General features: G+C 54.3%; 18 protein-coding genes. 12 read left to right on the top strand and 6 right to left on the bottom strand.

Annotated elements, in window-relative coordinates:
* Nucleotides 1–29 precede the first annotated feature (29 nt).
* The 8 genes from F3H12_RS06210 to F3H12_RS06175 all read left to right on the top strand — a co-directional run bounded on the left by F3H12_RS06210 (nt 30) and on the right by F3H12_RS06175 (nt 12,540).
* Nucleotides 30–731, top strand: a complete 702-nt coding sequence (locus F3H12_RS06210; protein ID WP_149678479.1) for a response regulator transcription factor — start codon at nt 30–32, stop codon at nt 729–731.
* The gene (locus F3H12_RS06205) at nt 706–3,030 is read left to right on the top strand and encodes a histidine kinase dimerization/phospho-acceptor domain-containing protein (RefSeq protein WP_149678478.1); all 2,325 of its coding nucleotides are present in this window, start codon (nt 706–708) and stop codon (nt 3,028–3,030) included. Before F3H12_RS06210 ends, F3H12_RS06205 begins: the two co-directional genes overlap by 26 nt.
* Nucleotides 3,031–3,335: 305 nt before the next feature.
* Complete coding sequence (locus F3H12_RS06200) at nt 3,336–4,016, top strand: class II aldolase/adducin family protein (RefSeq protein WP_149678477.1); 681 nt, start codon at nt 3,336–3,338, stop codon at nt 4,014–4,016.
* A 144-nt stretch (nt 4,017–4,160) separates the two neighbouring features.
* Entirely contained in the window at nt 4,161–5,429 is a 1,269-nt protein-coding gene (gene hisS / locus F3H12_RS06195; protein WP_149678476.1) for a histidine--tRNA ligase, read from the top strand.
* Nucleotides 5,430–5,448: 19 nt separating this feature from the next.
* Entirely contained in the window at nt 5,449–7,248 is a 1,800-nt protein-coding gene (gene aspS / locus F3H12_RS06190) for an aspartate--tRNA ligase (RefSeq protein ID WP_149678475.1), read from the top strand.
* Complete coding sequence (lepB, locus tag F3H12_RS06185) at nt 7,238–7,786, top strand: signal peptidase I (protein ID WP_243133211.1); 549 nt, start codon at nt 7,238–7,240, stop codon at nt 7,784–7,786. Before aspS ends, lepB begins: the two co-directional genes overlap by 11 nt.
* 102 nt (nt 7,787–7,888) lie before the next feature.
* Entirely contained in the window at nt 7,889–11,698 is a 3,810-nt protein-coding gene (locus F3H12_RS06180) for a PolC-type DNA polymerase III (protein ID WP_149678474.1), read from the top strand.
* Nucleotides 11,699–11,724: 26 nt separating this feature from the next.
* Entirely contained in the window at nt 11,725–12,540 is an 816-nt protein-coding gene (locus F3H12_RS06175; protein ID WP_479694068.1) for a purine-nucleoside phosphorylase, read from the top strand.
* A gap of 87 nt (nt 12,541–12,627) precedes the next feature.
* Here the strand turns inward: F3H12_RS06175 and F3H12_RS06170 are convergent, their stop codons facing one another.
* The 4 genes from F3H12_RS06170 to F3H12_RS06155 are packed head-to-tail and all read right to left on the bottom strand — an operon-like array spanning nt 12,628 to nt 15,068.
* Nucleotides 12,628–13,101, bottom strand: coding sequence for a hypothetical protein (locus F3H12_RS06170; RefSeq protein WP_149678472.1), 474 nt, complete (start codon nt 13,099–13,101; stop codon nt 12,628–12,630).
* Between the two features lie 2 nt (nt 13,102–13,103).
* Nucleotides 13,104–13,811 (bottom strand): hypothetical protein, encoded by a 708-nt coding sequence (locus F3H12_RS06165; RefSeq protein ID WP_149678471.1) that lies wholly within the window; start codon nt 13,809–13,811, stop codon nt 13,104–13,106.
* Nucleotides 13,795–14,688, bottom strand: a complete 894-nt coding sequence (locus F3H12_RS06160) for an ABC transporter ATP-binding protein (protein ID WP_149678470.1) — start codon at nt 14,686–14,688, stop codon at nt 13,795–13,797. Before F3H12_RS06160 ends, F3H12_RS06165 begins: the two co-directional genes overlap by 17 nt.
* Nucleotides 14,685–15,068: a GntR family transcriptional regulator gene (locus F3H12_RS06155; RefSeq protein ID WP_149678469.1), complete on the bottom strand. Its 384-nt coding sequence runs from the start codon at nt 15,066–15,068 to the stop codon at nt 14,685–14,687. The genes F3H12_RS06160 and F3H12_RS06155 overlap by 4 nt, the downstream gene beginning before the upstream one ends.
* A gap of 204 nt (nt 15,069–15,272) precedes the next feature.
* Between F3H12_RS06155 and F3H12_RS06150 the strand changes: the two genes are divergently transcribed.
* Nucleotides 15,273–16,523: an adenosylhomocysteinase gene (locus F3H12_RS06150; protein ID WP_149678468.1), complete on the top strand. Its 1,251-nt coding sequence runs from the start codon at nt 15,273–15,275 to the stop codon at nt 16,521–16,523.
* Nucleotides 16,524–16,682: 159 nt separating this feature from the next.
* On the opposite strand, the gene F3H12_RS06145 is transcribed toward F3H12_RS06150, so the two are convergent.
* Complete coding sequence (locus tag F3H12_RS06145) at nt 16,683–17,885, bottom strand: DUF4097 family beta strand repeat-containing protein (RefSeq protein ID WP_188118408.1); 1,203 nt, start codon at nt 17,883–17,885, stop codon at nt 16,683–16,685.
* A gap of 234 nt (nt 17,886–18,119) precedes the next feature.
* Nucleotides 18,120–18,758, bottom strand: a complete 639-nt coding sequence (locus F3H12_RS06140) for a hypothetical protein (protein WP_149678466.1) — start codon at nt 18,756–18,758, stop codon at nt 18,120–18,122.
* A gap of 322 nt (nt 18,759–19,080) precedes the next feature.
* Between F3H12_RS06140 and yfmF the strand changes: the two genes are divergently transcribed.
* The 3 genes from yfmF to lgt are packed head-to-tail and all read left to right on the top strand — an operon-like array spanning nt 19,081 to nt 22,808.
* Nucleotides 19,081–20,379: an EF-P 5-aminopentanol modification-associated protein YfmF gene (yfmF, locus tag F3H12_RS06135; protein ID WP_149678465.1), complete on the top strand. Its 1,299-nt coding sequence runs from the start codon at nt 19,081–19,083 to the stop codon at nt 20,377–20,379.
* Between the two features lie 38 nt (nt 20,380–20,417).
* The gene (yfmH, locus tag F3H12_RS06130) at nt 20,418–21,692 is read left to right on the top strand and encodes an EF-P 5-aminopentanol modification-associated protein YfmH (RefSeq protein ID WP_243133210.1); all 1,275 of its coding nucleotides are present in this window, start codon (nt 20,418–20,420) and stop codon (nt 21,690–21,692) included.
* Between the two features lie 18 nt (nt 21,693–21,710).
* Entirely contained in the window at nt 21,711–22,808 is a 1,098-nt protein-coding gene (lgt, locus tag F3H12_RS06125) for a prolipoprotein diacylglyceryl transferase (protein WP_149678464.1), read from the top strand.
* Nucleotides 22,809–22,822 lie beyond the last annotated feature (14 nt).

The following is a 22,822-nucleotide window of genomic DNA, read 5'->3' as shown; positions in this document are numbered from 1 at the left end:
TTGTATCATGGTGGATGGGAGGTGGCTGCATGGATAAGCCCGGTATTCTGGTGGTGGATGACGACCGGGAGATCGTCAGGGCCATAAGCATCAACCTTGAAAACGAGGGGTACCAGGTTTATAAGGCCTACGATGGTCTCCAGGCCCTGGATATCCTGGCGAACCACAGCATTCAGTTGATCCTGCTGGACATCATGATGCCCAGGCTGGACGGTCTTTCGGCGACCCTGAAGATCCGCGAGGAAAGGAATATACCCATCATCATCCTGTCAGCCAAGTCGGAGGACAGCGACAAGATCCTGGGGTTGTCCATGGGCGCCGACGACTATGTGACCAAGCCGTTCAACCCGCTGGAACTCGTGGCAAGGGTCAAGGCCCAGTTGCGCAGGTACATGATCCTGGGCGACGTGAACGGCGCCGAGAAGAAGAATGTCCTGCGTACGGGCGATCTCTGCTATGATCCGGAAACCAGGACCCTGACCCTCCTGGGTGAGCCTGTCAGGCTGACGGCTACCGAAACCAAAATCATGGAGCTTCTCATGCGGCATCCGGGAAGGGTGTTCCCGGCAGAGGAAATCTATGAACGGGTCTGGGGCGAGCCGGCCTTCCATGTGGAGAATACCGTCATGGTGCATATCCGGCGGATCAGGGAAAAGATAGAGATTAACCCGAGAGAGCCCAAATATCTGAAGGTGGTGTGGGGCATTGGTTACAAGATCGAAAAAATCTAGGGCTTTTCTGGCATGGCTGTGCTTCTTTCTCGGGGTGAATCTTTTCATCGCGCTGGCAGTTGTGGGCCTGGCAGCTGCCGAGGATATTGTCAGCCATTTTGATGACATCATGGCCATTATCCGGTGGGACATCAAGGATACCTCCAGGTTCAAAGAGGACATATCAGAGCGTTTTGAACATCTTATGCGGGTTGTCACCGGCACCGACTATATGGAGAGTTATGTCAGCACCTTCAGGGATGAGGGTGAGAACCTGCTCTATTATGCCGAAAATCTCATCACAGGCAAAAAGATCGGAAATGTGGATAAGGAAGCGGTGCTTGCCCGGGAGTCTGCAACCACCCTGGACGGGACCGTACTGCAGGCAGGGGACAAGGTGATCCTGCCCCAGGGCTATGACTATTATCTTTACTACAACGGTACAAGCGTCATGGCGCAGAACAGGAACCGGCCCGTAAACGTTTACAGCGAAAGAAGCGGCTACCAGGACACCTGGCTGGGAGGTTATCTGAAAAAGGGCATCCAGCATCCGGAGATCCGCATTCTTCTTATGGTCAGAAAAGATATCGCGGAGAATCCTTATGGCATCAGCAGCCTCTACCGGATATGGCAGCGGTATGCTGAAGCAAGATGGCTTTGCTTCGGGTTTATTGGAGCCATAGTCCTGGACTTTGTCCTGATGCTGATCGCCCTTCTCAAAAGGCGGACCAAGCGGGAGTTTGACGAAACCCTGGCCCGCATATCGGGGCGCGTGTGGTTTGAGGTAAAAGCAATTCTTTCGCTGCTGGTTCTGTTGTTTCTCTACCAGCTTTGGGAAAACACCGGTGATACCTTTTTAAGTTGCATGTTCTCCCTTTGCGGCCTGTGGTGGTTCTACATCATGCTGGTGGATTGGCGGGTCAACAGGAAGCGGTTCTTCACGCATAACTCTATCACCTGGCTTGTGGGTGTTTATCGGAGATTCGAGAGCAGGAAGCCCTTCCAGAAAGCGTTGCTGTGGCGGATCCATGCCCTGGTTGCGGCAGAGGTGGTCCTGGTGTTCCTGGCGTTTTGCTTCGCAGTCGCCGGGAACAGGGCTGCGCCCATAGCCATGTTTTTTGTTGCTGCCGGCTTCTTCCTGCTTTATCTGTACCTCAAAAACTACAGGCAGACCGTGGACGAACTTGGCCTTCTCGTGGATCGGATTGCGGACATGAAGAACGGGAAGTATGAAACCGCCTCATCCCTGTCCCCCAACTCGGATCTCCGCATGGCCTGGGAGAACCTGACCCATATTCAGAACGGTATCCAAAAGGCCGTGGAAGAAAAGCTGAAAAGCGAGCGCATGAAGATGGAGCTCATCACCAATGTCTCCCACGACCTGAAAACGCCGCTGACATCCATCATCAGCTATACCGACCTGATCGCCAGGGAGGAAGGCCTGCCGGACACGGTGAAGGATTATGTGAGAATACTTGCCCAGAAGGCCGACCGGCTCAAGACCCTTATCCAGGACCTGTTTGAACTGAGCCGTGCCGCCAGCGGAAACATGGTGCTGAACATGGAGCGGCTTGATCTGGGCAGGCTCCTGGAGCAGACCCTGGCCGACATGAATGAGGAGATTGAGGAGTCCGGCCTGATTTTCAAGGTCAAAATACCCGACGCGCCGGTTTATGTCCTGAGCGACGGCAGAAGGCTCTACCGGGTATTCCAGAACCTCATCTCAAACGCGCTGAAATACTCCATGGACAGGTCCAGGGTTTATGTGGATCTGACTGTGGATCAACACAAGGCAAAAGTGGAGATCAAGAATATCGCCAACTATGAGATGAACTTCGACGCGGATGAGATCGTGGAGCGCTTTGTGCGGGGGGATAAGGCCCGTTCCACCGAAGGCTCGGGTCTCGGGCTGGCCATTGCCAGCAGCTTTACCCATGCCTGCGGCGGAAGCTTTGATATCAGCATCGACGGCGACCTGTTCAAGGTGACCCTGGTCTTCAGCCGGCTGGACGATGATATAGGGGACCGGACAATGGAAGAAGAAGCGCCTGATTCGGATGCCGGTGGGTACGGGGAGGAAACCGCCCAATCCCTGGATGAGGCTGACGGGGATACGCCCCTGCTTCAGGGTGAGAGTGAAGTTCAGGAATCCGGCGTGTCTTATGAAGACGCTGAAGATGTGGAAGAATCCCCGATGACCGAAGATGCCTGCGAGGATTCCCCGGAAAACAGTGAAGGAGCATCCCGGCCCGATGATGGCGGGGACACCCTTGAAGAAAATGAAGGACGGAACAGTGAGGATGCTGCCACAACGCCTTGAAAACCAAATCCCCTATGATTTTGGGCAGAGCGCGTCATTTTCTCACAGCGTGGGAACGCCCGGCCTGAATGAAGCGTTGCTGACAGCCCTTTCATCGGTAAGATGAAAGGGCTGTTTTTTTGCGTCTTATCGCAATGCGACCTTGACTTTTACGGGCTTCCTTTCTGCGCGGTTGTCATTGCGAGCGCAGCGTCAGCGGAGCGTGGCAATCTCAGGATAAAAATTGTCAAAAAACCGACAAAGTATGCAGCGTATATGATACAATACACTTATCGAATTATTTCAGAAAAGTGAGGGAGACAGCTATGGAGTATCAGCAGTTGAGGGAACAATTGTGTGACATCTGCCACAGGATGTGGCAGCTTGGTTGGGTTGCAGCCAACGACGGGAATATCACCGTCAAGATTGAGGACGATCTGTTCATGGCAACGCCCACCGGCATCAGCAAGAGCTTCATGACACCGGAGAAGCTGGTGCTGATCAACGCCAAAGGCGAATTGGTTTCCGGCGCCCCGGGATATAGGCCGTCCAGCGAGATCAAGATGCATATGCGCTGCTATGAGGAACGGCCCGATGTGGGAGCGGTTGTCCATGCCCACCCGCCGACAGCCACCGGGTTTGCCGTTGCCCATATACCCATGGATTCCTATTCAATGGTGGAGACCGTTCTGACCCTGGGATCGGTTCCCATTGCCCCTTTCGGCACCCCTTCCACCTATGAGGTGCCGGATGCCATTTCGCCCTTTATCAGGGAGCATGACGTGGTGCTTCTGGAGAACCATGGGGCCCTTGCCCTTGGGGCCGATCTGATCACCGCCTATTACCGGATGGAGACCCTTGAGCTCCAGGCCAAGATCAGCCTAACGGCCAGGCTCCTGGGCGGCGAGCGGGAAATAGCCAAAGAAAACATTGACCGCCTTATCAAAATGCGGGAAGGATTCAAACTGACCGGCCGCCATCCTGGATACAAGAAATACAGCAAATAAGCCGGAAATCCGGCAGTATGGGCCACAACACGCAACGCATGGCCGGATTTCGGAGAATGATGTCCCGGCCATGCGTTGACAAGCCATCAAGGAACGGATACAATGAATCGATAGACTGACGAAACGATGGGAGTGTGGCCGACCATGTTGATGCAGGCTCCGAAAGGGACCCATGACATACTGCCGGACGAGATAGACAAATGGTACTACGTGGAGCAGAAATTTGCTGAAGTGTGCCAAAGATTCGGCTACAAGGAAATCCGCCTGCCGGTTTTTGAGCATACCGAACTGTTCCAGCGGGGCGTGGGCGATACCACCGATATCGTCCAGAAGGAAATGTACACCTTTGAGGACAAGGGAGGAAGAAGCCTGACCCTGCGTCCGGAAGGTACGGCGGGTGTGGTCAGAAGCTATATTGAGCATGGCATGGCCTCGTGGCCGCAACCCACAAAACTGTTTTACAATATCACGGCTTACCGCTATGAAAAGATGCAGAAAGGCCGGTTCCGCGAATTCCATCAGCTCGGCGTGGAACTGTTTGGAGCGGCGGATCCGGCGGCCGATGCGGAAGTCATTTCCCTTCTGGTCATGTTTTTTGACAGTCTCAATATCAAAAATCTCACCCTTAATCTGAACAGCATTGGCTGTCCCAAGTGCCGCGGCGAGTACAACCAGCGGCTCAAGGCATTTCTGGCTGACAAGATCGATAAGATGTGCGATACCTGCAGGGAGCGTATCAACCGGAATCCCATGCGCATCCTGGACTGCAAGGAGGAAGGTTGCCGGTATTACCTCAAGGAGGCGCCGACCCTGCTGGATCATGTCTGTGAGGATTGCAGGAACCATTTCGAAAAAGTGACCCAAAAACTTCAGGATATCGGTATCCATTACGAGATCGACAAGGGGATCGTCAGGGGTCTGGATTATTACAACCGGACGGTCTTTGAGCTTGTCTCGCGCAACATCGGCACTCAGGGCACGGTTTGCGGCGGCGGCCGCTACGACGGTCTCATTGAGCTCTGCGGCGGTGTGCCGACGCCGGGTATTGGCTTTGCCATTGGTGTTGAAAGGCTGCTCCTTGAGATGGAAAACCAGGGTATCGAGATCCCGTCAAAAGGCAGACCGGACATTTATCTCGGCCCCATCGGCGAGAAGGCGGAGAAGCTCTGCGAAAAACTGGCCTGGAACCTGCGCGCCAAAGGCATCACCTGCATCAAGGATATCATGGGCAGGAGCGTCAAGGCCCAGATGAAATACGCCGACAAGCTGGGCGCCAGGTATGCGCTCATCATCGGCGATACGGAAGTGGAGAGCAATAAGGCTGCCCTGCGGGATATGACAACCGGCGAGGCAAAGGATATCAGCCTGGATACCCTCACCGACAGGCTGGTCAAGACTAAGGGAAACTTATAAGGAAAGGTAGATAGATGGTATGGCTGAGACCCTGAAAGGCATGAAAAGGACACACCGCTGCACGGAACTGACCACGGCCGATGTGGGCAAGGAAGTTGTGGTCATGGGCTGGGTGCAGAGAAGAAGAGATTTGGGAAAACTGATTTTTGTCACCCTCAGAGACAGAAGCGGCATTATCCAGGTTGTTTTCAACAGCGAGACCAACCCTGAGCTCCATGAAAAGGCATCCCAGGTCAGGAGCGAATATGTCCTGGCCGTGCGTGGAACCCTGGCCCGGAGAAGCGAGGAGGCCATCAACCGGAACATGGTGACCGGAGAGATAGAAATCATCGCTTCCGAGCTCAGGATTCTCAATAAATCCGAGGTACCGCCCTTCCATATCGAAGAGAATGTGGACGCCAACGAGGCGCTGAGGCTCAAGTATCGTTATCTGGACCTGCGGCGCCCGCATCTGCAGAGAAACCTTCATCTTCGCCATCGCATCGCGAAGATCGCCCGTGACTATTATGATGATAACGGATTTTATGAAATAGAGACGCCGTTCCTCACCAAGAGCACGCCGGAAGGCGCCAGGGACTACCTGGTGCCCAGCCGCGTCCATCCGGGCAAATTCTACGCCCTGCCCCAGTCGCCCCAGATATTCAAGCAGCTCCTGATGGTGTCCGGCTTTGACCGCTACATGCAAATTGTCAAATGCTTCAGGGACGAGGACTTAAGGGCCGACCGCCAGCCGGAGTTCACCCAGATTGACCTTGAGATGTCCTTCGTGGATATGGAGGATGTCATTGCGGTCAACGAGGGGTTTATCAGCCGCCTGTTCAGGGAAACGCTGGGCCTTGACATACCCGTTCCCTTCAAACGGCTGACCTATAAGGAGGCAATGGAGCGTTACGGCTCCGATAAGCCCGATACCCGTTTCGGGCTGGAACTGGTGAACATCTCCGACCTGGTGGCCGAATCGGGCTTCAAGGTTTTCCGGGACGCAGTGGAAAACGGCGGCAGCGTGCGCGCCATCAACGCCAAGGGTGCAGGCGCAAAATTCTCCCGCAAGGAGATCGACGCGCTGGGTGAGGTGGTCAAGACCTACAAGGCCAAGGGCCTTGCCTGGATGGTGGTGGAAGCGGAAGGCCTCAAGTCCCCCATTGCCAAATTCCTCACCGAAACCGAAATCGGGCAGATTAAGGAACGGCTTGGCGCAGAGCCCGGCGATCTGCTCCTCTTTGTGGCGGACAAGGATGAAATCGTATTTGACGCCCTTGGACATCTTCGCCTGGAACTGGGCGAGAAGCTGGGCCTCATCGACCATAAGCGCTACGATGTCCTGTGGGTGACCGAATTCCCGCTTTTGGAATATGATGAGGAAGAACAGCGGTGGGTGGCCAAGCATCATCCCTTTACGGCACCTATGGACGAGGATATTGATTATCTGGATACGGATCCCGGCAGAGTCCGTTCCAAGGCTTACGATATGGTCATCAACGGCTACGAGGTCGGCGGCGGCAGCATCCGAATCCACAGCCAGGAACTGCAGGCCAGGATGTTCCGGGTCATCGGGCTGTCGGATGAGCAGGCCGGCGAACGCTTCGGATTCATGCTTGATGCCTTCAAATACGGCACGCCGCCCCATGGCGGGATGGCCTTCGGCCTCGACCGGTTAACCATGCTGCTGGCGGGCACCGACAATATCCGGGATGTCATCGCGTTCCCGAAGGTACAGACCGCTGCCTGCCTGATGTCCAACGCCCCCGACGTGGTGGACGAAAAGCAGCTTGAAGAACTCCATATCAAGACGACGGTGAACGATAAAAGTGAAGCATAACAAGATTCTGAGAGAAATTCTGGATTGGGCGCTGCATTTCGGCATCGCCGTATTGCTGGTCCTGCTCGTTGTGTTCTTTCTGGGCAGGATCACGGTTGTTGAAGGCACTTCCATGGTTCCCACCCTGAACAATGGCGATGTGCTGATCATTGAGGCGATAACCCCCCGTTTTGGCACGTTGCAACAGGGCGATATTGTGGTCTTGCGTATCCCCGAGCTCCTGGGAAGCGACAACCGGAAATACGCCATCAAGCGTATTGTTGCTGTTGAAAACCAGCATCTTCAGATAAAGGAAGGCAAGGTCTACGTGGACGGGAAGGAGCTCCGGGAACCCTATATCAATGGCTCCTACACCCAGGAGATGAGCGATTTCTACTCGGATATCATCGTGCCGGAAGGTTGCATCTTTGTGATGGGCGATAACCGGCTGCCGGACAAAAGCCGCGACAGCCGGGTCTTTGGCCCTGTAAACAAGGATCGCGTCATAGGCAGGTGCATCCTGCGCATCTTCCCATTCAGCGATTTCGGTTCGGTTTGACAAGAAAGTGCTCCCCTCTTTGTGGGCGCATATGGTAGAATAGGATCTGGGTACAGGCATTGCCAAGGATAAGCCACCATTTCCTGAAAGGACGGAAAAACCATGGAGGAAAACGTTCTCAAGAAGTCACCGCTTTGCGAGGCGTTTAAGCAGATCATACCCGTCGAGCAGTTCCGGCAGGATTTTTCACAGGCCTTTATTACCAATCTCCATTATCATAAATCCGAAAAACGCATCGAACTCTGTCTGGATATCGGGAATAAGGTTGCTCCTGACCGGATCCAGCAGCTTGAAAAAACCATTTCCGACTATTTCAACACACAGGTGGATATCCATCCCGGCTTTTCCATCCCCTTGCCGGAAGAATTGGACGACTGGCACAAGGAGATGCTCACCCGTTATACGTGCCGCGGCAGGGCCCATCTGGCTCCTTTTCTGAAAGGCGCCCGGTTCAGGCTCAGGGGCAGGAATCTGACGGTCTGCCTGCCCGGGGCAGGGGCTTCGGTGCTGAACGTTTCCGGTGCCGGAAAGCAGATGGAGAAAGCCTTCAAGATGCTGTTCCGCAGCGATGTCAAGGTCTCATTCAGTGAGCCGGAAGGCCAGGAATACGCAACGGCCGATTATATCGCAGAAAAGATGGAGGAGGAAGCCCGGATCGTGGCCCAGGTGCTTGCTGCCGGTGAAAACGCCGCGCCGAAATCCGGGAACAGAAATGGGACGCCTTCTTCCGCCGTGCAGGAAAACGGTGGCTTCAGATACAGAAAAAAGGCTGCGGAAAAGGCCCCGGCTGCCAACAGCGAGAATATGGTTTACGGCAGGCCGTTCTCGGGTGAAACCCTGCGCATGGCGGACGTAGATATGAATTCCGGGAATGTTGTCCTGTCCGGCCAAATTATCAAGATGGAGACCCGCGAACTGAAAAGCGGGCGCACCCTGCTCACCATGGACATCACCGACCGCACTTCTTCCCTTACCTGCAAGGCCTTCCCCAATGAAAAGGAGATGGCGCAGATCAAGGAGAGGCTGAAGGTGGGAAGCTATGTCCGTGTCAATGGGGATGCGGAGTTTGATGTTTTTGAGAAGGAACTGACCATCAGGCTCAAAGCCGTTGAATGCCTTGAAAATCCGCCTGGCAGAAAGGATCAGGCTGAGCATAAACGGGTGGAGCTCCACCTGCATACCCAGATGAGCCAGCTGGATGCCATCACTTCCATAAAGGATGTGCTCCAGCGGGCGGCCGAATGGGGGCATAAGGCCGTGGCCATCACCGACCACGGCGTGGTCCAGGCCTTCCCCGAAGCCCAGGAAGTTGCCGCAAAGCTCAAAAAGTCCAACAAGGAGATCAAGGTGATCTATGGCATGGAAGCCTATCTCCTGGTGGATGAGCGGTACAACAGCAAGGGTGAATTGGACTACAAGAGCGGCGATACCTATCACGCCATCATCCTGGTGAAGAACCAGACGGGTTTGAAGAACCTGTATAAAATCGTTTCGGAGAGCCATCTGAAATATTTCTATAAACGGCCCAGGGTGCCATGGTCCCTGTTTGAGCAATACCGGGAGGGGCTTATCCTGGGCAGCGCCTGCGAGGCCGGAGAATTATTCCGGGCCCTGCGGGAAGGCAGGCCCCAGGAGGAGCTTGAGGCCATCGCCGCCCGCTATGACTATCTGGAGATACAGCCCGTCGGCAACAACCAGTTCATGATCCGGGAAGGCCTCGTTCCCAACGAGGAAGCCCTGCGGGATCTCAACCGCCGCATTGTGGAACTGGGCGAGAAACTGAATAAGCCCGTGGTGGCCACCTGTGACGTCCATTTCCTGGATCCTGAGGATGCCATCTTCAGGCAGGTCCTGCTGGCCGCCCAGGGATACAGGGATGCCGACAAGCAGGCGCCCATCTTCTTCAGGACCACCGAGGAGATGCTGGAGGAATTCGCCTACCTGGGCGAGGAGAAAGCCTTTGAGGTGGTTGTGACCAACCCGGTGGCCATCAGCGAGCTCATCGAGGATGTACAGCCCATACCCGACGGCACCTACCCGCCCCATCTGGAGGGTGCCGAAGAGGAAATCAGGCACATGAGCGAGCTTAAGGTCAGGGAACTTTACGGGGATCCGCTGCCCGAACTGGTGCAGCAGCGGGTGGATCGGGAGCTGGGTTCCATCATCAAGAACGGCTTTTCATCCCTTTACATGATCGCCCAGAAGCTGGTCCAGAAATCTCTGTCCGATGGCTATCTGGTCGGCTCCAGGGGTTCCGTGGGTTCATCCTTTGTGGCTTATCTGATCGGCATCACCGAGGTCAATGCGCTGCCGCCCCATTACCGGTGCGGGAACTGCAAGTATTCAGAGTTTTTTGTGAAGGACAAGCAGATTGCCTGCGGCTACGACCTGCCCGACAAATTATGCCCCAACTGCGGTCAGCCCCTTATCAAGGACGGGCATGACATTCCCTTTGAAACCTTCCTGGGATTTGACGGCGACAAGGAGCCGGATATCGACCTCAACTTCTCGGGCGAATATCAGCCGCGGGCCCATAAGTATGCCGAGGAACTGTTCGGAGAAGGTTATACCTTCCGGGCCGGCACCATAGCCACCATCGCGGAGAAAACGGCCTTCGGCTTTGCCAAGAAGTACCTGGAAGAGAGAAACATACCCGGCACACGGGCTGAGATGGAGCGCCTGGCTGCGGGCTGCATGGGCACCAAGCGCACCACTGGCCAGCATCCCGGCGGCATCATGGTGGTGCCCCGATACAAGGAGATCTATGATTTCACGCCCATACAGCATCCGGCCGATGACCCCGATTCAGGCATCATTACGACCCATTTCGACTACCATTCCATCAGCGGCCGTATCCTCAAGCTGGATATCCTGGGCCACGATGATCCGACGGTCATCCGCATGCTGGAAGATCTGACGGGTGTGGATGCCAAGACCATCCCGCTGGACGATAAAAGGACCATGGGCATCTTTTCTAGCACGGAGCCCCTGGGCGTTACCCCCGAGCAGATCGACAGCCCGGTGGGAACCCTCGGCGTTCCCGAATTCGGCACCAAGTTTGTCAGGCAAATGCTGGAGGACACCAAGCCCACCACCTTTGCGGAACTGATCCGCATATCGGGCCTGTCCCATGGTACCGACGTCTGGCTCAACAATGCGCAGGATCTGGTGAGAAACGGGATCGCCACGCTGCCCGAGGTTATCTGTACCCGTGACGATATCATGATCTTTCTCATGATGAACGACCTGCCGCCCCTGACGGCCTTCAAGATCATGGAGAGCGTCCGAAAGGGAAAAGGGCTGACGCCCGAACAGGAAGCCCTCATGAAGGAGAAGGGCGTTCCCAAATGGTATATAGAATCCTGCAAGAAGATCAAATACATGTTCCCGAAGGCCCACGCGGCGGCCTATGTGATGATGGCCTTCCGGATCGCCTGGTTCAAGGTATACCATCCCGAAGCCTTTTATGCCACCTATTTCAGTGTCCGGGCCGACAGCTTTGACGCCAACATCATATCCAGGGGAGCCGACGCGGTGAACCTGGCCATCAGGGAAATTGAGGAAAAGGGCAAGCTGGCCACCCAAAAGGAGAAAGACCTTCTGACCATCCTGGAGGTGGCCCGGGAGATGTATGCCCGGGGCATCCGGTGCCTGCCCGTGGATTTGTATAAATCCGAGGCCACCCGGTATATCATAACCGAGGATGGCATCCTGCCGCCGCTTACCGCGCTGCAGGGACTGGGGGCCTCCGCGGCGGCCAGCATTGTGGAAGCGCGTAAGGATGGTGAATTCGTGTCCATAGAGGATCTGAAGATGCGATCCGGCGTGTCCAGGGCGGTGATCGATATCCTGGCGGAGCACGGCTGCCTGGACGGCATGGAGGCAAGCAGTCAGGTTTCGCTGTTCGGATAAAAACAGGAGGGGCATTTATGAAAGATATGAAGAAGAAGCTTGAAAAGACCGTGGAATATCTGAAGGGCATGATCGATGGCGTTCCGGAGATCGCCGTCATCCTGGGTTCCGGGCTTGGAAGGCTGGCCGATTTCATTGAAGGCAAGCAGGAGATCCCTTATGGGGAGATTCCCAACTTCCCCAACACCACTGTTCCGGGTCACGAGGGAAAGCTCATCTTCGGGCGGCTTGGCGACAGGAACGTGGTGGCCATGAAAGGGCGTTTCCATTATTACGAGGGTCATGATATGAGCACCGTGGTCTATCCTGTCCGGGCCTTCGGCCTGCTGGGCATCAAAAACCTCATCGTCACCAATGCGGCCGGGGGCGTGAACACCGGCTTTGAGCCCGGGGATCTGATGCTCATCAGGGACCATATCAGCTTCTTTGCCGAAAACCCTTTAAGGGGTGAGAACCTTGATGAATTGGGCCCTCGGTTCCCCGATATGTCCGCTGCCTACGACCGCACCCTGCAAAAGGTGGCGCAGGCGTGCGCGGAAAGGATAGGGATCGACCTCAAATACGGTGTTTATGCCTACTGCAAGGGGCCTTCCTTTGAGACGCCGGCTGAGATCAGGGCCCTGCGCGCCCTGGGCGCCGACGCGGTGGGCATGTCCACTGTGCCCGAAGTGATCGTGGCAAGGCATATGGGGATGCGGGTGCTGGGCATATCCTGCATCACCAACATGGCGGCGGGCATCCTGGACCAGCCCCTCACCCACGAGGAAGTGATGGAAACCGGCAAAAAAGTGGAGCAGAAGTTCTCATCGCTTGTAAAGGAGATTGTCAGCCAGTGGCCATAAGGACGGAGTTTTTTCAGATAATACCTGGAAAAGCAAGGAGTTGTTCCGCCTCTCTCTCGGAACAACTCCTTATTGTGTCCAGATGGTCTATTCGGCGAAGGTGTAATTCATGGGTACACAGATTAGGATTTCATTGCCCAGCAGTTCTCTGAAATGCTCGAACCACCCGACGATGGCAAAGGTTTCGGCCGAAAAACGGTAGACGGAACGGGGGAAACGGATTTCCGTGTTAAGCCGATCATAGGTTTCGGGCACAAAGAACAGTTTGACATCCAAATTCGCCTTCAAGAAATCCGCCAGGTTTCCGGAAATGTTCCTGTTGACCCGGACCTCCAGCTTATCGATGTCCATCCTCACTTTCTTCATGGTAAAAGGATACATGGTGTTTACTGTATCGACGATTCCGTTGATGTCCAAAGGCACGTCAAAGGCGGCAACGGTGATGTACTCCCCGGAGGCGTATCTGGACAGAAACGCTTCATCGCTTGGGCTGAGCGCATAAACAAGGGCGAAGGATAGGACAAGGGCGATGGACAGGGCTATCATCACCCATTTGTTCATGGCTATTTCACCTCCATTCGTTTGATGGGGATGTATCCCAGCGCAAAGGCTGCCAGGGTGATTACGGCCAGCTTAAGGGATAAAAGGCCCGGCGTGGGATTGTGGAACAGCCGGCCTATCAGCCCGAAGACGGAATCTCTGAAGTCATCCAAATATATCAGACCCAGAATGAACGCTGCGCCGATCACACCGACGGGGACCTTGTGGCGGTAGAACCAGGCGGAGACCATCCAGGTGAGGGCGGTTATGCAGACAATGGCCATATAGGATATGGCAAACCCAATAAGGAAGCTGCTTTTAGTAATGGCCAACGAATAGAAGAAGTTAGTGGTTACGCTCAGGGTCAGTTCCGCTAAGAGCAGTTCAACGAGATAGAAAAAGCAGGACATCAGCAGCATAACAAGCGGCAGCACCAGGATGAGCAGGATGTGGCACAAAACCAACAGATCCCTGTCCACAGGGAAGGAAAATTTCTTTTTGAGCTCGGAATTGCTGGTTATCACCATCATGGCGACAGGCAGCATGATCATGCAGTTGATCAACGCGGAGTTCAGGGAACTGCTGCTCGACGCCGACGGCGTGATCAGGAACTTGCTGATGATAAGGCCTAACAATATCGAGAAGTAGATCTCGAAAAATGACTTGAAATCCAGGTAATAGCCGTACAAAAGCGCTTTCATGGCGCGAAGCCTGCTACTTTGCGATAACATCAAGAACACCTCCTTTGCCTGGTGCGGTCAGGTTGACGCAGACGTCCTGGACGCTCATGGCGCTGATCTCAATGCCCTGCATTTCCAGCTGCCGCAACTCTTCCGCGGTCAGATGGTTGACGATACCAAGGACCAGCCTTTCACCCATGGACTCCCGGCAGATGACCTGATGCCGTCCGGCCACCTCTTCCAGGACCTTTCTGTGGCCGGCCAGGTATAGCGCATAGCGCTGCACATCCTCGATGGCCTTGTGAAAAACCAGCTTGCCGTTATCGATGAGCACCACCTGCTCCATCAGGTTTTCGAGCTCGCTTATCAGGTGGCTGGAAATGATGATGGTGCGGGGGTGGTTGGCATAATCCTTAAGAAGCAGGCTTGCGAATTCCTTGCGGTGGGATGCATCCAGCCCGAGGGTGGGTTCGTCCAGCATGGTCAACGGACAACGGCTCATGAGGGCGATGACCAGCGAGAAGAGGGTCCGCATACCCCTGGAAAGCTTCTTTATCCTGGCCTTTACGGGTATGTTGAAGTACTCCAGAAGTTTTAGCGCCAGGGTCTTGTCAAACCGGCTGTAGGACAGGGCTGCCCGGTCCAAGAGATCCCTCAGTGTGTCTGAATCCCGGAACCTGTCATCGTCCATGTACATGATGTTGGAAAGTACGTGGATATTATCAAAGGGCTTCTCGCCAAAAACCAGCGCCGTACCCTCCGTGGGTTTCAGATAACCGGCCAGGGTTCTCATCAGTGTGGTCTTGCCGGCTCCGTTACGGCCTATCAACCCGACAATGCAGTTTTCCTGCAGCTCAAGGTTGATGCCCCTGAGAGCGGTTTTGTCCCTGTAGCGTTTGACCAGATCTTGCAAAATGACAACATTCATGAGGGGTCCTCCTTTTCGGGAATGGTCGTTTCCTGGATCATGTGGATGAGTTCCTCCTTGCTGATGCCGAGTCTCTCCGCCTCCAGAACCAGCTGCCTTAAGCTTTCTGCAATGGCCGGACGCCTTTTTGCGCGAATCATGGCTTTTGCCCCCTTCGACACATGCATGCCGAGCCCGCGCACCTTATACAGGATGCCTTCCTGCACCAGGAGGTTGATGCCCTTGGCCGCGGTAGCCGGATTGATGTTGAACATCCTTGAAATTTCATACTGGGAGTAGCATTCCTTTCCTTCCTCTAGCAGCCCGTTGAGGATATCGTCCTCAATGCCTTCGGCGATCTGGATATAAATGGGCTTTATATCGGCCGGATCAAATTTCATTACATCACCACGCCATTACTACATTACTCATGTAATGTAGTATATAACCTGGCTCTTTATTTGTCAACAGGGAAATTCCAGATACAAGAAAACAGGCTAACCTTTATTTTTCAGCCTCAGTCTGATACAATCCAATTACAGTGACGCACTTTCATGCAGGGAGGTGCCGCGAGCCTTCCTGTTTCAGAGAGGAGAATTTGAAGCATGAAGAGCATGATTCGGGATATTTCTCTGGCAGATTCGGGCAGGCGCAAGATCGAATGGGTGAAGCGCCATATGCCCATCCTTTCCGGGCTTGAGGAGGAGTTCAAGCGGACGCGACCCTTTGAAGGGGTGAAGATATCCCTGTCCATCCACCTGGAAGCGAAAACGGCCTATCTTTCGAAGGTGCTGGCCGCCGGCGGGGCGCAGGTGGCCGTTACCGGCAGCAACCCCCTCTCCACCCAGGATGATGTGGCGGCAGGCCTGGTTGCCGATGGTATGGAGGTATTCGCCTGGTACAACGCAACGCCTGAGGAGTACAGGGAGCACATCCGGAAGACCCTGGAGCATGGGCCGCATATCGTGATAGACGACGGGGGTGACCTGGTCAACTGCCTGCATAATGAGCTGCCGCACCTTCTGCCCAATGTCTGGGGCGGCTGCGAGGAGACCACCACCGGTATTCTCAGGCTTAAGGCTATGGAGCGTGACGGAGCCCTCAAGATACCCATGATGGCCGTCAACGACGCCATGTGCAAGCACCTGTTCGACAACCGCTACGGCACCGGGCAGTCGGTCTGGGACGGCATCAACCGCACCACCAACCTGATCGTGGCCGGCAAGACCGTGGTGGTCGCCGGATACGGCTGGTGCGGGAAGGGTGTTGCCATGCGGGCCAAGGGGCTTGGTGCGCGGGTGATCGTCACGGAAGTGGATCCGGTCAAGGCCATTGAAGCCGTGATGGACGGCTTCTCGGTGATGACCATGGATGAGGCGGCACCCCTCGGCGATATCTTCATCACCGTCACCGGATGTAACCGCGTGATCTACGGGGATCACTACAAAAGGATGAAGGATGGTGCCGTGCTTTGCAACGCGGGCCACTTCAACGTGGAGATCTGCATCCCCGAACTGGAGGCCCTGGCGGTGGAAGTCCGCGAGTGCCGAAAGGACATCACCGGCTACAGGATGGCGGACGGCCGGTGGATCTACCTTCTGGGCGAGGGCCGTCTGGTCAACCTGGCCTGCGGGGACGGGCATCCTGCCGAAATCATGGATATGAGCTTTGCCGTCCAGGCCCTGGCCTCCCTCTATATCGTGGAAAACAGGGACAGGCTGAAGCCGGGCGTGTTCGACATCCCGGAGAGCATCGATCAGCGGATTGCCATGAAGAAGCTGGAAAGCATGGGCATACGCATCGATACCCTCACGGCGGATCAGGAGCAGTACCTGGGCAGCTGGAATCTGGATTGATGCTCGTTATCCGGTATTTGCTCCGTAAGCTTCAAAAGTAAGCATGAGATAGAAAAAGAAAGGATGTATGACGCGCGTCATACATCCTTTGTTATTTGGAAGAAACCATACCCGGAATGGTTCCGGCGCCATTCATTATTGAACATACGGTTACCTCAGTCAGTTCTTCGAAACCGTTATATTCCCCGAAGTGGTTTTTACGAATACGGCAAGGGAACCGTTACCGACGCTTCCGCGCAGGTATTTCTCTCCGGAGGAAGACTTTTCGAGGCTGAAATCCGTCCTGATGCGGCCTGAACTGGTCTGCGCGTCCAATGTAAACTGGGCGCTGCCGGGAAGGCTCAGGTTGACGCTTCCGCTGGAAGATGCGATTTGAATGGATGAGGCCGGTTTCTCGCACTGGAGGGTGATGCTGCCTGAGCCCGAGGACAAATCCGCATCCCCTTCAAGACCCTTCACCGAAATCCTGCCCGAAGAAGTCTGGATGGTTGTCTGCCCTGAGCGGGCAGTTTCGGCGCTGACATCTCCGGAACTTGAGCGGATGACCAGCTTACCGGTACTGACGCGATCCAGTTTCGTGGAACCCGAATTGCCTTCAAGGACAGCTTCTCCCGATACGGTCAGACTGGCGATTCTCTTGTCGCCCGAGGTGTTCTTCAATGTCGCGTTGGACGCGATGAGGCTCTCAATGACGATTTGCCCCGAGGAAGCATCCGCTGAAAAACCTTCCCGGACTGTGATGTCTCCCAGGTAGATATCCCCTGAGGAAGCCATAAAGCTGGCGCTGGATGCCTGAAGCTTCTCAACCCCGATCCTTCCCGATGTCGCGTGGACGGAAGCAATGCCGTTCACCTCCAGGTCTCCAAGGGAGATATCTCCTGACGAAGTAGCCAGCTTACAGGAATTCAGCTTCAGCCTGGAAGCGTTCAGCCTGCCGGATGCACCGTTATAAGCCAGATGGCCCGTAAAGGATTCGGGAATCTCCAGCGTCAGGCGGACGTCACCCGAATAGAACATGGCCTTGGAGGAAGATTTTTTCTTTATCTCAATGCGCAGCGTATTGCCGATGACATCGGCTTCGATATAGGGAACGAACGAAGCGTCCTGGGTGCGCACCGTCCCTTTCAGGGAAACCATAATTTTTGGGGAATCCACTACAATAATATCGGTATCGGTGCCTGATGCCGAAATCTCTATCCCGCCCACGGGGCCCGCATCGAACTCCCTGAAATCGTTAACTTCAAATGTCTCAAGATCTGTGAAAAGCATACCCGTGAATCCTCCCAGAAAATAAACGATCAGCACACCACCCGTGAGCAGCACGGACGCCAAAGTCCACATGATGATTTTTCTGGTGCTCATCGCAAAACCTCCCGCCCGGATTTGCATTCTAATGCAAGAATGCTCAAACCCCGTTTTCGGGCTATGGCATTCCTGCGTTTCACTTTTCCACGGATTTTTGCACAAAAATCATAGCACAGGCTGCCTGCCAGAACAAGGAAGCCAACCGGAACTTAATGGTTTTCTAATCGCATTTTAATGAAGAGGTGGGAAGAAGCGTCAGAATTTGCCTGCAGCCTGGCTGCAGCAGGTATCTTATTGCCTTTCTGGCGCCTGGATTTTCCTGTTGTGTTCGGCCTTCAGCCTGCCGTAGGTGTGCATGTAAAAATAGAGGGCGCACAGGGACAGACCGGCGGCTGCCGAACCATGAATCAGCGGCGGAATCAGGATATCAGAAAGACTCAGGGCAAAGCTGAGGGTCATCAGGAAGACGCCCAGGTGGAGCATCAGGCGGGAATGGTTTCTGCCGACAAGCCGGGCGATGGTCAGGAGCAGCTGAATGGCGGCAAGAGCAAGCGTGAAATACCACATATAGAACCTGCAGTCCAGTTCCAGCAACATGGCTTGCATGAAGATGGCCGCCATGGGCAGAAGAATCAGCAAAGGATGAAGAAATCTGAGGAAATCGGATGAAGATCGGATTAGGGATACCAGGGTCAGCGCCAGGATCAGCAAAAACCATGACAGATCCAGGTACAGGGAAGCGATGTGTATATTGTGGGGTCCTGCAAGAAACGAATAGGAACCGAGAATCAGCGGGATGGCAAAGGAAAGGGCCATGGCCTTCAGGCGGGGATCCTTTGGGCCGACGGACAGACCTGACAAAAAAACATAGGAGGAAAAAACGAGCAACAGCAGCAGTTGGATTTGATTCTGGAAGCTGAGGTAAAACATCGGGAACCTCCTTGCGGGCATCCGCGGCAAGGGCCGGGAAATGGGCAGTAAACGGCCGCGCTCTTGTATAATATATCGGTCAGATTTCCGGTTTTCCGGCAACCGGCAGGTGCAATGCCGGGACGGTGGACCTGATGCGGTATGATCTGGAATAAATTTTATGATATAATAATTTAACTTTAAAGATGCAAACGGCTAAGCTGTTTAATCATATTCTATCAAATAAAAATACCCATGCAATGCCACAATAATGTTGAAGCGGACGTTCCGACCTGCCATGGACCCGTTTCACGGCTTAGCGAAAATTTTGGAGGGATCCACTATGGAATCGACCACAGTGAAAACATCCGCGGAAAAGCTTGCGGAGAAAAACGGCATAACCTTTTACCGGATTAACTCTGAGAAGTTCAAAACCAACCGGGTGGATGTCTTCTTTCTGGATAGCCTGGAAAGGGAGCGTGCATCCGGAAATGCCATTATACCCTCGGTGCTTAAGAGGGGATGCCAGAAATTTGCCACTCAGCGGGAACTGGAGATTCGGCTGGAGGAACTGTACGGTGCCGATGTGGACGGCGGTTGCAGCAAGAAGGGCGAAACCCAGATCGTCAGCTTCCACATGTCCCATATCGCCGATGCCTACACCAGCGGTCAGGACAATCTGTTTGACCAGTGCAGCCAGCTCCTCATGTGCATTCTTCAGAACCCTGTCGTGGAAGACAACGGCTTTAAGGCTTCGGTATTCAGGCAGGAACGGGATAACCTGATCGATTATATCAGAAGCCGGATCAACGATAAGATGCGGTTCTCGTTCCTGCGATGCATGGAGGAGATGTGCAGCGGTGAGGCCTTCGCCATACCCGATGAGGGCTATGAGGAGGATGCGCTGCTTTTGACCCCGCAGAAAACCTATGCCATATACCAAGAGATGATCACTTCCTACCCTTGTTTTGTCTATATGTCCGGCTCCATTGATGATGCAAGCGCCCACCGGTTTATTGAACAGTTTACGCAGATCCCCCGCGTCAATGTGGGCAAAACTGTGCTTCCCGATGTGACCAAAACCGTTAAGGAAGTCAGGCGCGTGGACGAGAGCATGGATGTCAACCAGGGAAAGCTCTGCCTGGGCTTCAGGACAAATGTGGGGCCGTCATCCCCTGACTATTACCCGCTGGTGGTGTACAACGGGATACTGGGCGGGGATGTCCACTCCAAGCTGTTCCAGAACGTGCGGGAGAAGGCAAGGCTGGCCTACTACGCCAGTTCGGTCCTTGAAAAGTACAAGGGCCTCATGGTGATCATGAGCGGCATCGAGCAGGAAAATCGGGCCAAGGCCGAAGAAATCATTCTGCAGCAGTTTGAAGATATGAAGGAAGGCAGGATCACCCAGGATGAGATCGATGCCACCAAGAAATCCTTAAGAACGGGAATCAAGACCATGCAGGACAGCCAGGGGGCCATTGTGGACTTCTTCCTCAGCCAGCATTTGACCCAGGATGGGGAGGATTTCGAAACCATGGCCCAGAAACTGGATGCGGTCACCATCGACAATGTGGTGCGTGTGGCCCGGAAGATCCAGCTGGACACCATCTATTTCCTGAAACCCAACCAGGTGCAGGCATAATATGGGACACAGCGGCCATGTCCTGAAAAGGAGGATGCATGATGAACTATAAAACCATAACCTATGAACGATTGGGAGAAACCCTTTATGAATACGATCACCCGTCAGGTCTCAAAGCCTTTCTGGTGAGAAAGCCCGGATACAACAAGAAAACCGCTTTGTTTGCCACCGATTACGGCTCCATCGACAATGTTTTCAAAAAGAGCGATGGTCAGGTCATGCGCGTGCCGGACGGCATCGCCCATTTTCTGGAGCATAAGCTGTTCGAACAGGAGGACGGCAACATGCTGGACAAGTTCTCCAGGATGGGGTCCTCGCCCAACGCCTTCACTTCCTTCAACCAGACCGCATACTATTTCACCTGCACCGACCTGTTTGAAGAAAACTTCAGGATGCTGCTGGACTATGTCCAGAATCCCTGGCTGACCGATGAAAACGTGGAGAAGGAGAAGGGCATCATCGGTCAGGAAATCCGCATGTACGAAGACAGCCCGGACTGGAGGCTGTTCTTCAACCTGCTGGATTGCCTGTATGTCAACCATCCGGTCAAGGTGGACATCGCGGGCACACTGGATAGCATCGCGCAAATCAACAAGGAGCTTCTTTACGAATGCTACAATGCCTTCTATACGCCCAGCAATATGGTGGTGGTCGTATCAGGCGACGTGGATCCCGAGTTGGTTTTCACAACGGTTGACAGTATGATAAAATCTAAGGACAGGGGAAAACCCGAAAAGCGTTATCCGGAAGAACCGGAGGAAGTGAACTTGACGTACAAGGAGCAAAAGCTCCGGGTGTCCATGCCGCTGTTCAACATGGGTATCAAGGATCCGGTACGCGTATCGGGATACGAGCTGCTCAAGCGGCGGACAGCCCTTGGTATCATTCTGGCCGCCATCATGGGCAGAAGCTCTGAGCTTTTCAACCGGCTGTATTATGATGGGCTGATCAATGATTCCTTCCGGTTTGAGGTTTCTGCCGACCAGAGCTATGGATTCGTCAACTGGGGCGGTCAGTCCTCTGATCCCGAGAGGGTTGCCGGTGAGATTCGCAGGGAGATCGAAGCCACCGTTGAAAAGGGGTTGGATCAGGAGGTTTTCGACCGCATCAGGAAATCTCATGAGGGTGTTTTCGTCAGGACGCTCAACTCGCCCGATGTCATCGCCAGGGAGATGATGGACTGCTATTTCAACAAGACCAGCTACTTTGAACTGAGCAGGATTTTTGAGGAACTGGATCTGGCATATACCAACCAGATTCTCCGGAGCCTGTTTACAAAAACAACCGTCCTGTCGGTGATCCATCCGATATAAAACGTGGAGGTAAGTCATATGGGGGTCGACTTTATTGCATTTCCGAAACTTGGCATAAGACTGGAGGTGAGCCCGGAAGCCTTTGAGCTGGGACCGGTTTTTGGAATCGGGCCCATCAGTGTTCATTGGTACGGCATCGTCATTTCCGTGGCCATCCTGCTGTGCCTGATTCTGGCCACGAAGCAGGCCGAAAAATTCAGGATCAGGGAAGAGGACCTGATCGACATGTTCCTGTTTGCCCTGCCCGTATCCGTCATCTTTGCCAGGCTGTTCTTTGTCGTGTTCAAGTGGGATTTGTTCAAAAACGATCTGAAGCGTATCCTTTATATCTGGGAAGGCGGCCTGGCCATTTATGGCGCTGTGATAGGCGCCGTGCTTTCGGTCTTCATCTTCTCCAGGATCAGAAAGATCCGCATGTGGACCCTGGTCGACTTTGCCTGCGTATATCTTCCTCTGGCCCAGGCCATCGGCCGCTGGGGGAATTTCTTCAACCAGGAGCTTTACGGTAAAAACACCGATCTGCCCTGGGGTATGACCGGAAACATTATCCAGACTTTCCCGGACCCGGGCATCGATCCGAATAAGCTTGTCCATCCCACTTTCCTGTATGAGTCCATATGGAACTTTCTGGCGTTCTTCATCCTGTTGGCCATCAGGAAAAGGAACAGGGTGCCTGGCAGGGTTTTTGCCTGGTACCTGATGCTGTACAGTTTTGCAAGGTTCAATCTCGAATTTCTGCGGGTGGATGATTTCCAGTCGGGCAACAACGTGCGATACAACCAGGTCTTTGCGGCGGTATTGTTCGTTGGCGCCGCCATCTTCCTGTTCATCGCTGCCATCAGGGCAAAAACCCGGAAGGAAATACCGGCAGAAGGCGGTCAGAGCGCTTATGCCGAGGTTCTGAATCGTCTCAGGGAAGAAGAGAAACAGCAGGAGAGAATAGTTTCCAATGACACGGCCACGGTTTTGGCCGATAATGAGAATGGGAAGGCGGCAGCTGAGCCCGTCCCGGAAACCCGGGATAAAATTCCGGCAGGTGCGGATGACGCTGCAGCTGAAACCGCCGAAAACCCCGACGGAACCGTTGACACGACACCCTCCGGCAGCGGGAACTGAACCGGAGCGGCTTG

Source organism: Thermoclostridium caenicola, from assembly GCF_900142095.1.
GTDB classification, from domain to species: Bacteria; Bacillota; Clostridia; order DSM-8532; family DSM-8532; genus Thermoclostridium_A; species Thermoclostridium_A caenicola.
Note: the sequence above shows the minus strand (reverse complement) of the source record. Positions and strands in the feature narration are given on the sequence as shown.

What these genes read in the sequence shown, in the direction of transcription:
- F3H12_RS06210 (WP_149678479.1), top strand. Translation starts at nt 30, where the DNA reads ATGGATAAGCCCGGTATTCTGGTGGTGGATGACGACCGGGAGATCGTC.
- F3H12_RS06200 (WP_149678477.1), top strand. Translation starts at nt 3,336, where the DNA reads ATGGAGTATCAGCAGTTGAGGGAACAATTGTGTGACATCTGCCACAGG.
- hisS (WP_149678476.1), top strand. Translation starts at nt 4,161, where the DNA reads ATGTTGATGCAGGCTCCGAAAGGGACCCATGACATACTGCCGGACGAG.
- aspS (WP_149678475.1), top strand. Translation starts at nt 5,449, where the DNA reads ATGGCTGAGACCCTGAAAGGCATGAAAAGGACACACCGCTGCACGGAA.
- F3H12_RS06180 (WP_149678474.1), top strand. Translation starts at nt 7,889, where the DNA reads ATGGAGGAAAACGTTCTCAAGAAGTCACCGCTTTGCGAGGCGTTTAAG.
- F3H12_RS06175 (WP_479694068.1), top strand. Translation starts at nt 11,725, where the DNA reads ATGAAGAAGAAGCTTGAAAAGACCGTGGAATATCTGAAGGGCATGATC.
- F3H12_RS06170 (WP_149678472.1), bottom strand. Translation starts at nt 13,101, where the DNA reads ATGAACAAATGGGTGATGATAGCCCTGTCCATCGCCCTTGTCCTATCC.
- F3H12_RS06165 (WP_149678471.1), bottom strand. Translation starts at nt 13,811, where the DNA reads ATGTTATCGCAAAGTAGCAGGCTTCGCGCCATGAAAGCGCTTTTGTAC.
- F3H12_RS06160 (WP_149678470.1), bottom strand. Translation starts at nt 14,688, where the DNA reads ATGAATGTTGTCATTTTGCAAGATCTGGTCAAACGCTACAGGGACAAA.
- F3H12_RS06155 (WP_149678469.1), bottom strand. Translation starts at nt 15,068, where the DNA reads ATGAAATTTGATCCGGCCGATATAAAGCCCATTTATATCCAGATCGCC.
- F3H12_RS06150 (WP_149678468.1), top strand. Translation starts at nt 15,273, where the DNA reads ATGAAGAGCATGATTCGGGATATTTCTCTGGCAGATTCGGGCAGGCGC.
- F3H12_RS06145 (WP_188118408.1), bottom strand. Translation starts at nt 17,885, where the DNA reads ATGAGCACCAGAAAAATCATCATGTGGACTTTGGCGTCCGTGCTGCTC.
- F3H12_RS06140 (WP_149678466.1), bottom strand. Translation starts at nt 18,758, where the DNA reads ATGTTTTACCTCAGCTTCCAGAATCAAATCCAACTGCTGCTGTTGCTC.
- yfmF (WP_149678465.1), top strand. Translation starts at nt 19,081, where the DNA reads ATGGAATCGACCACAGTGAAAACATCCGCGGAAAAGCTTGCGGAGAAA.
- yfmH (WP_243133210.1), top strand. Translation starts at nt 20,418, where the DNA reads ATGATGAACTATAAAACCATAACCTATGAACGATTGGGAGAAACCCTT.
- lgt (WP_149678464.1), top strand. Translation starts at nt 21,711, where the DNA reads ATGGGGGTCGACTTTATTGCATTTCCGAAACTTGGCATAAGACTGGAG.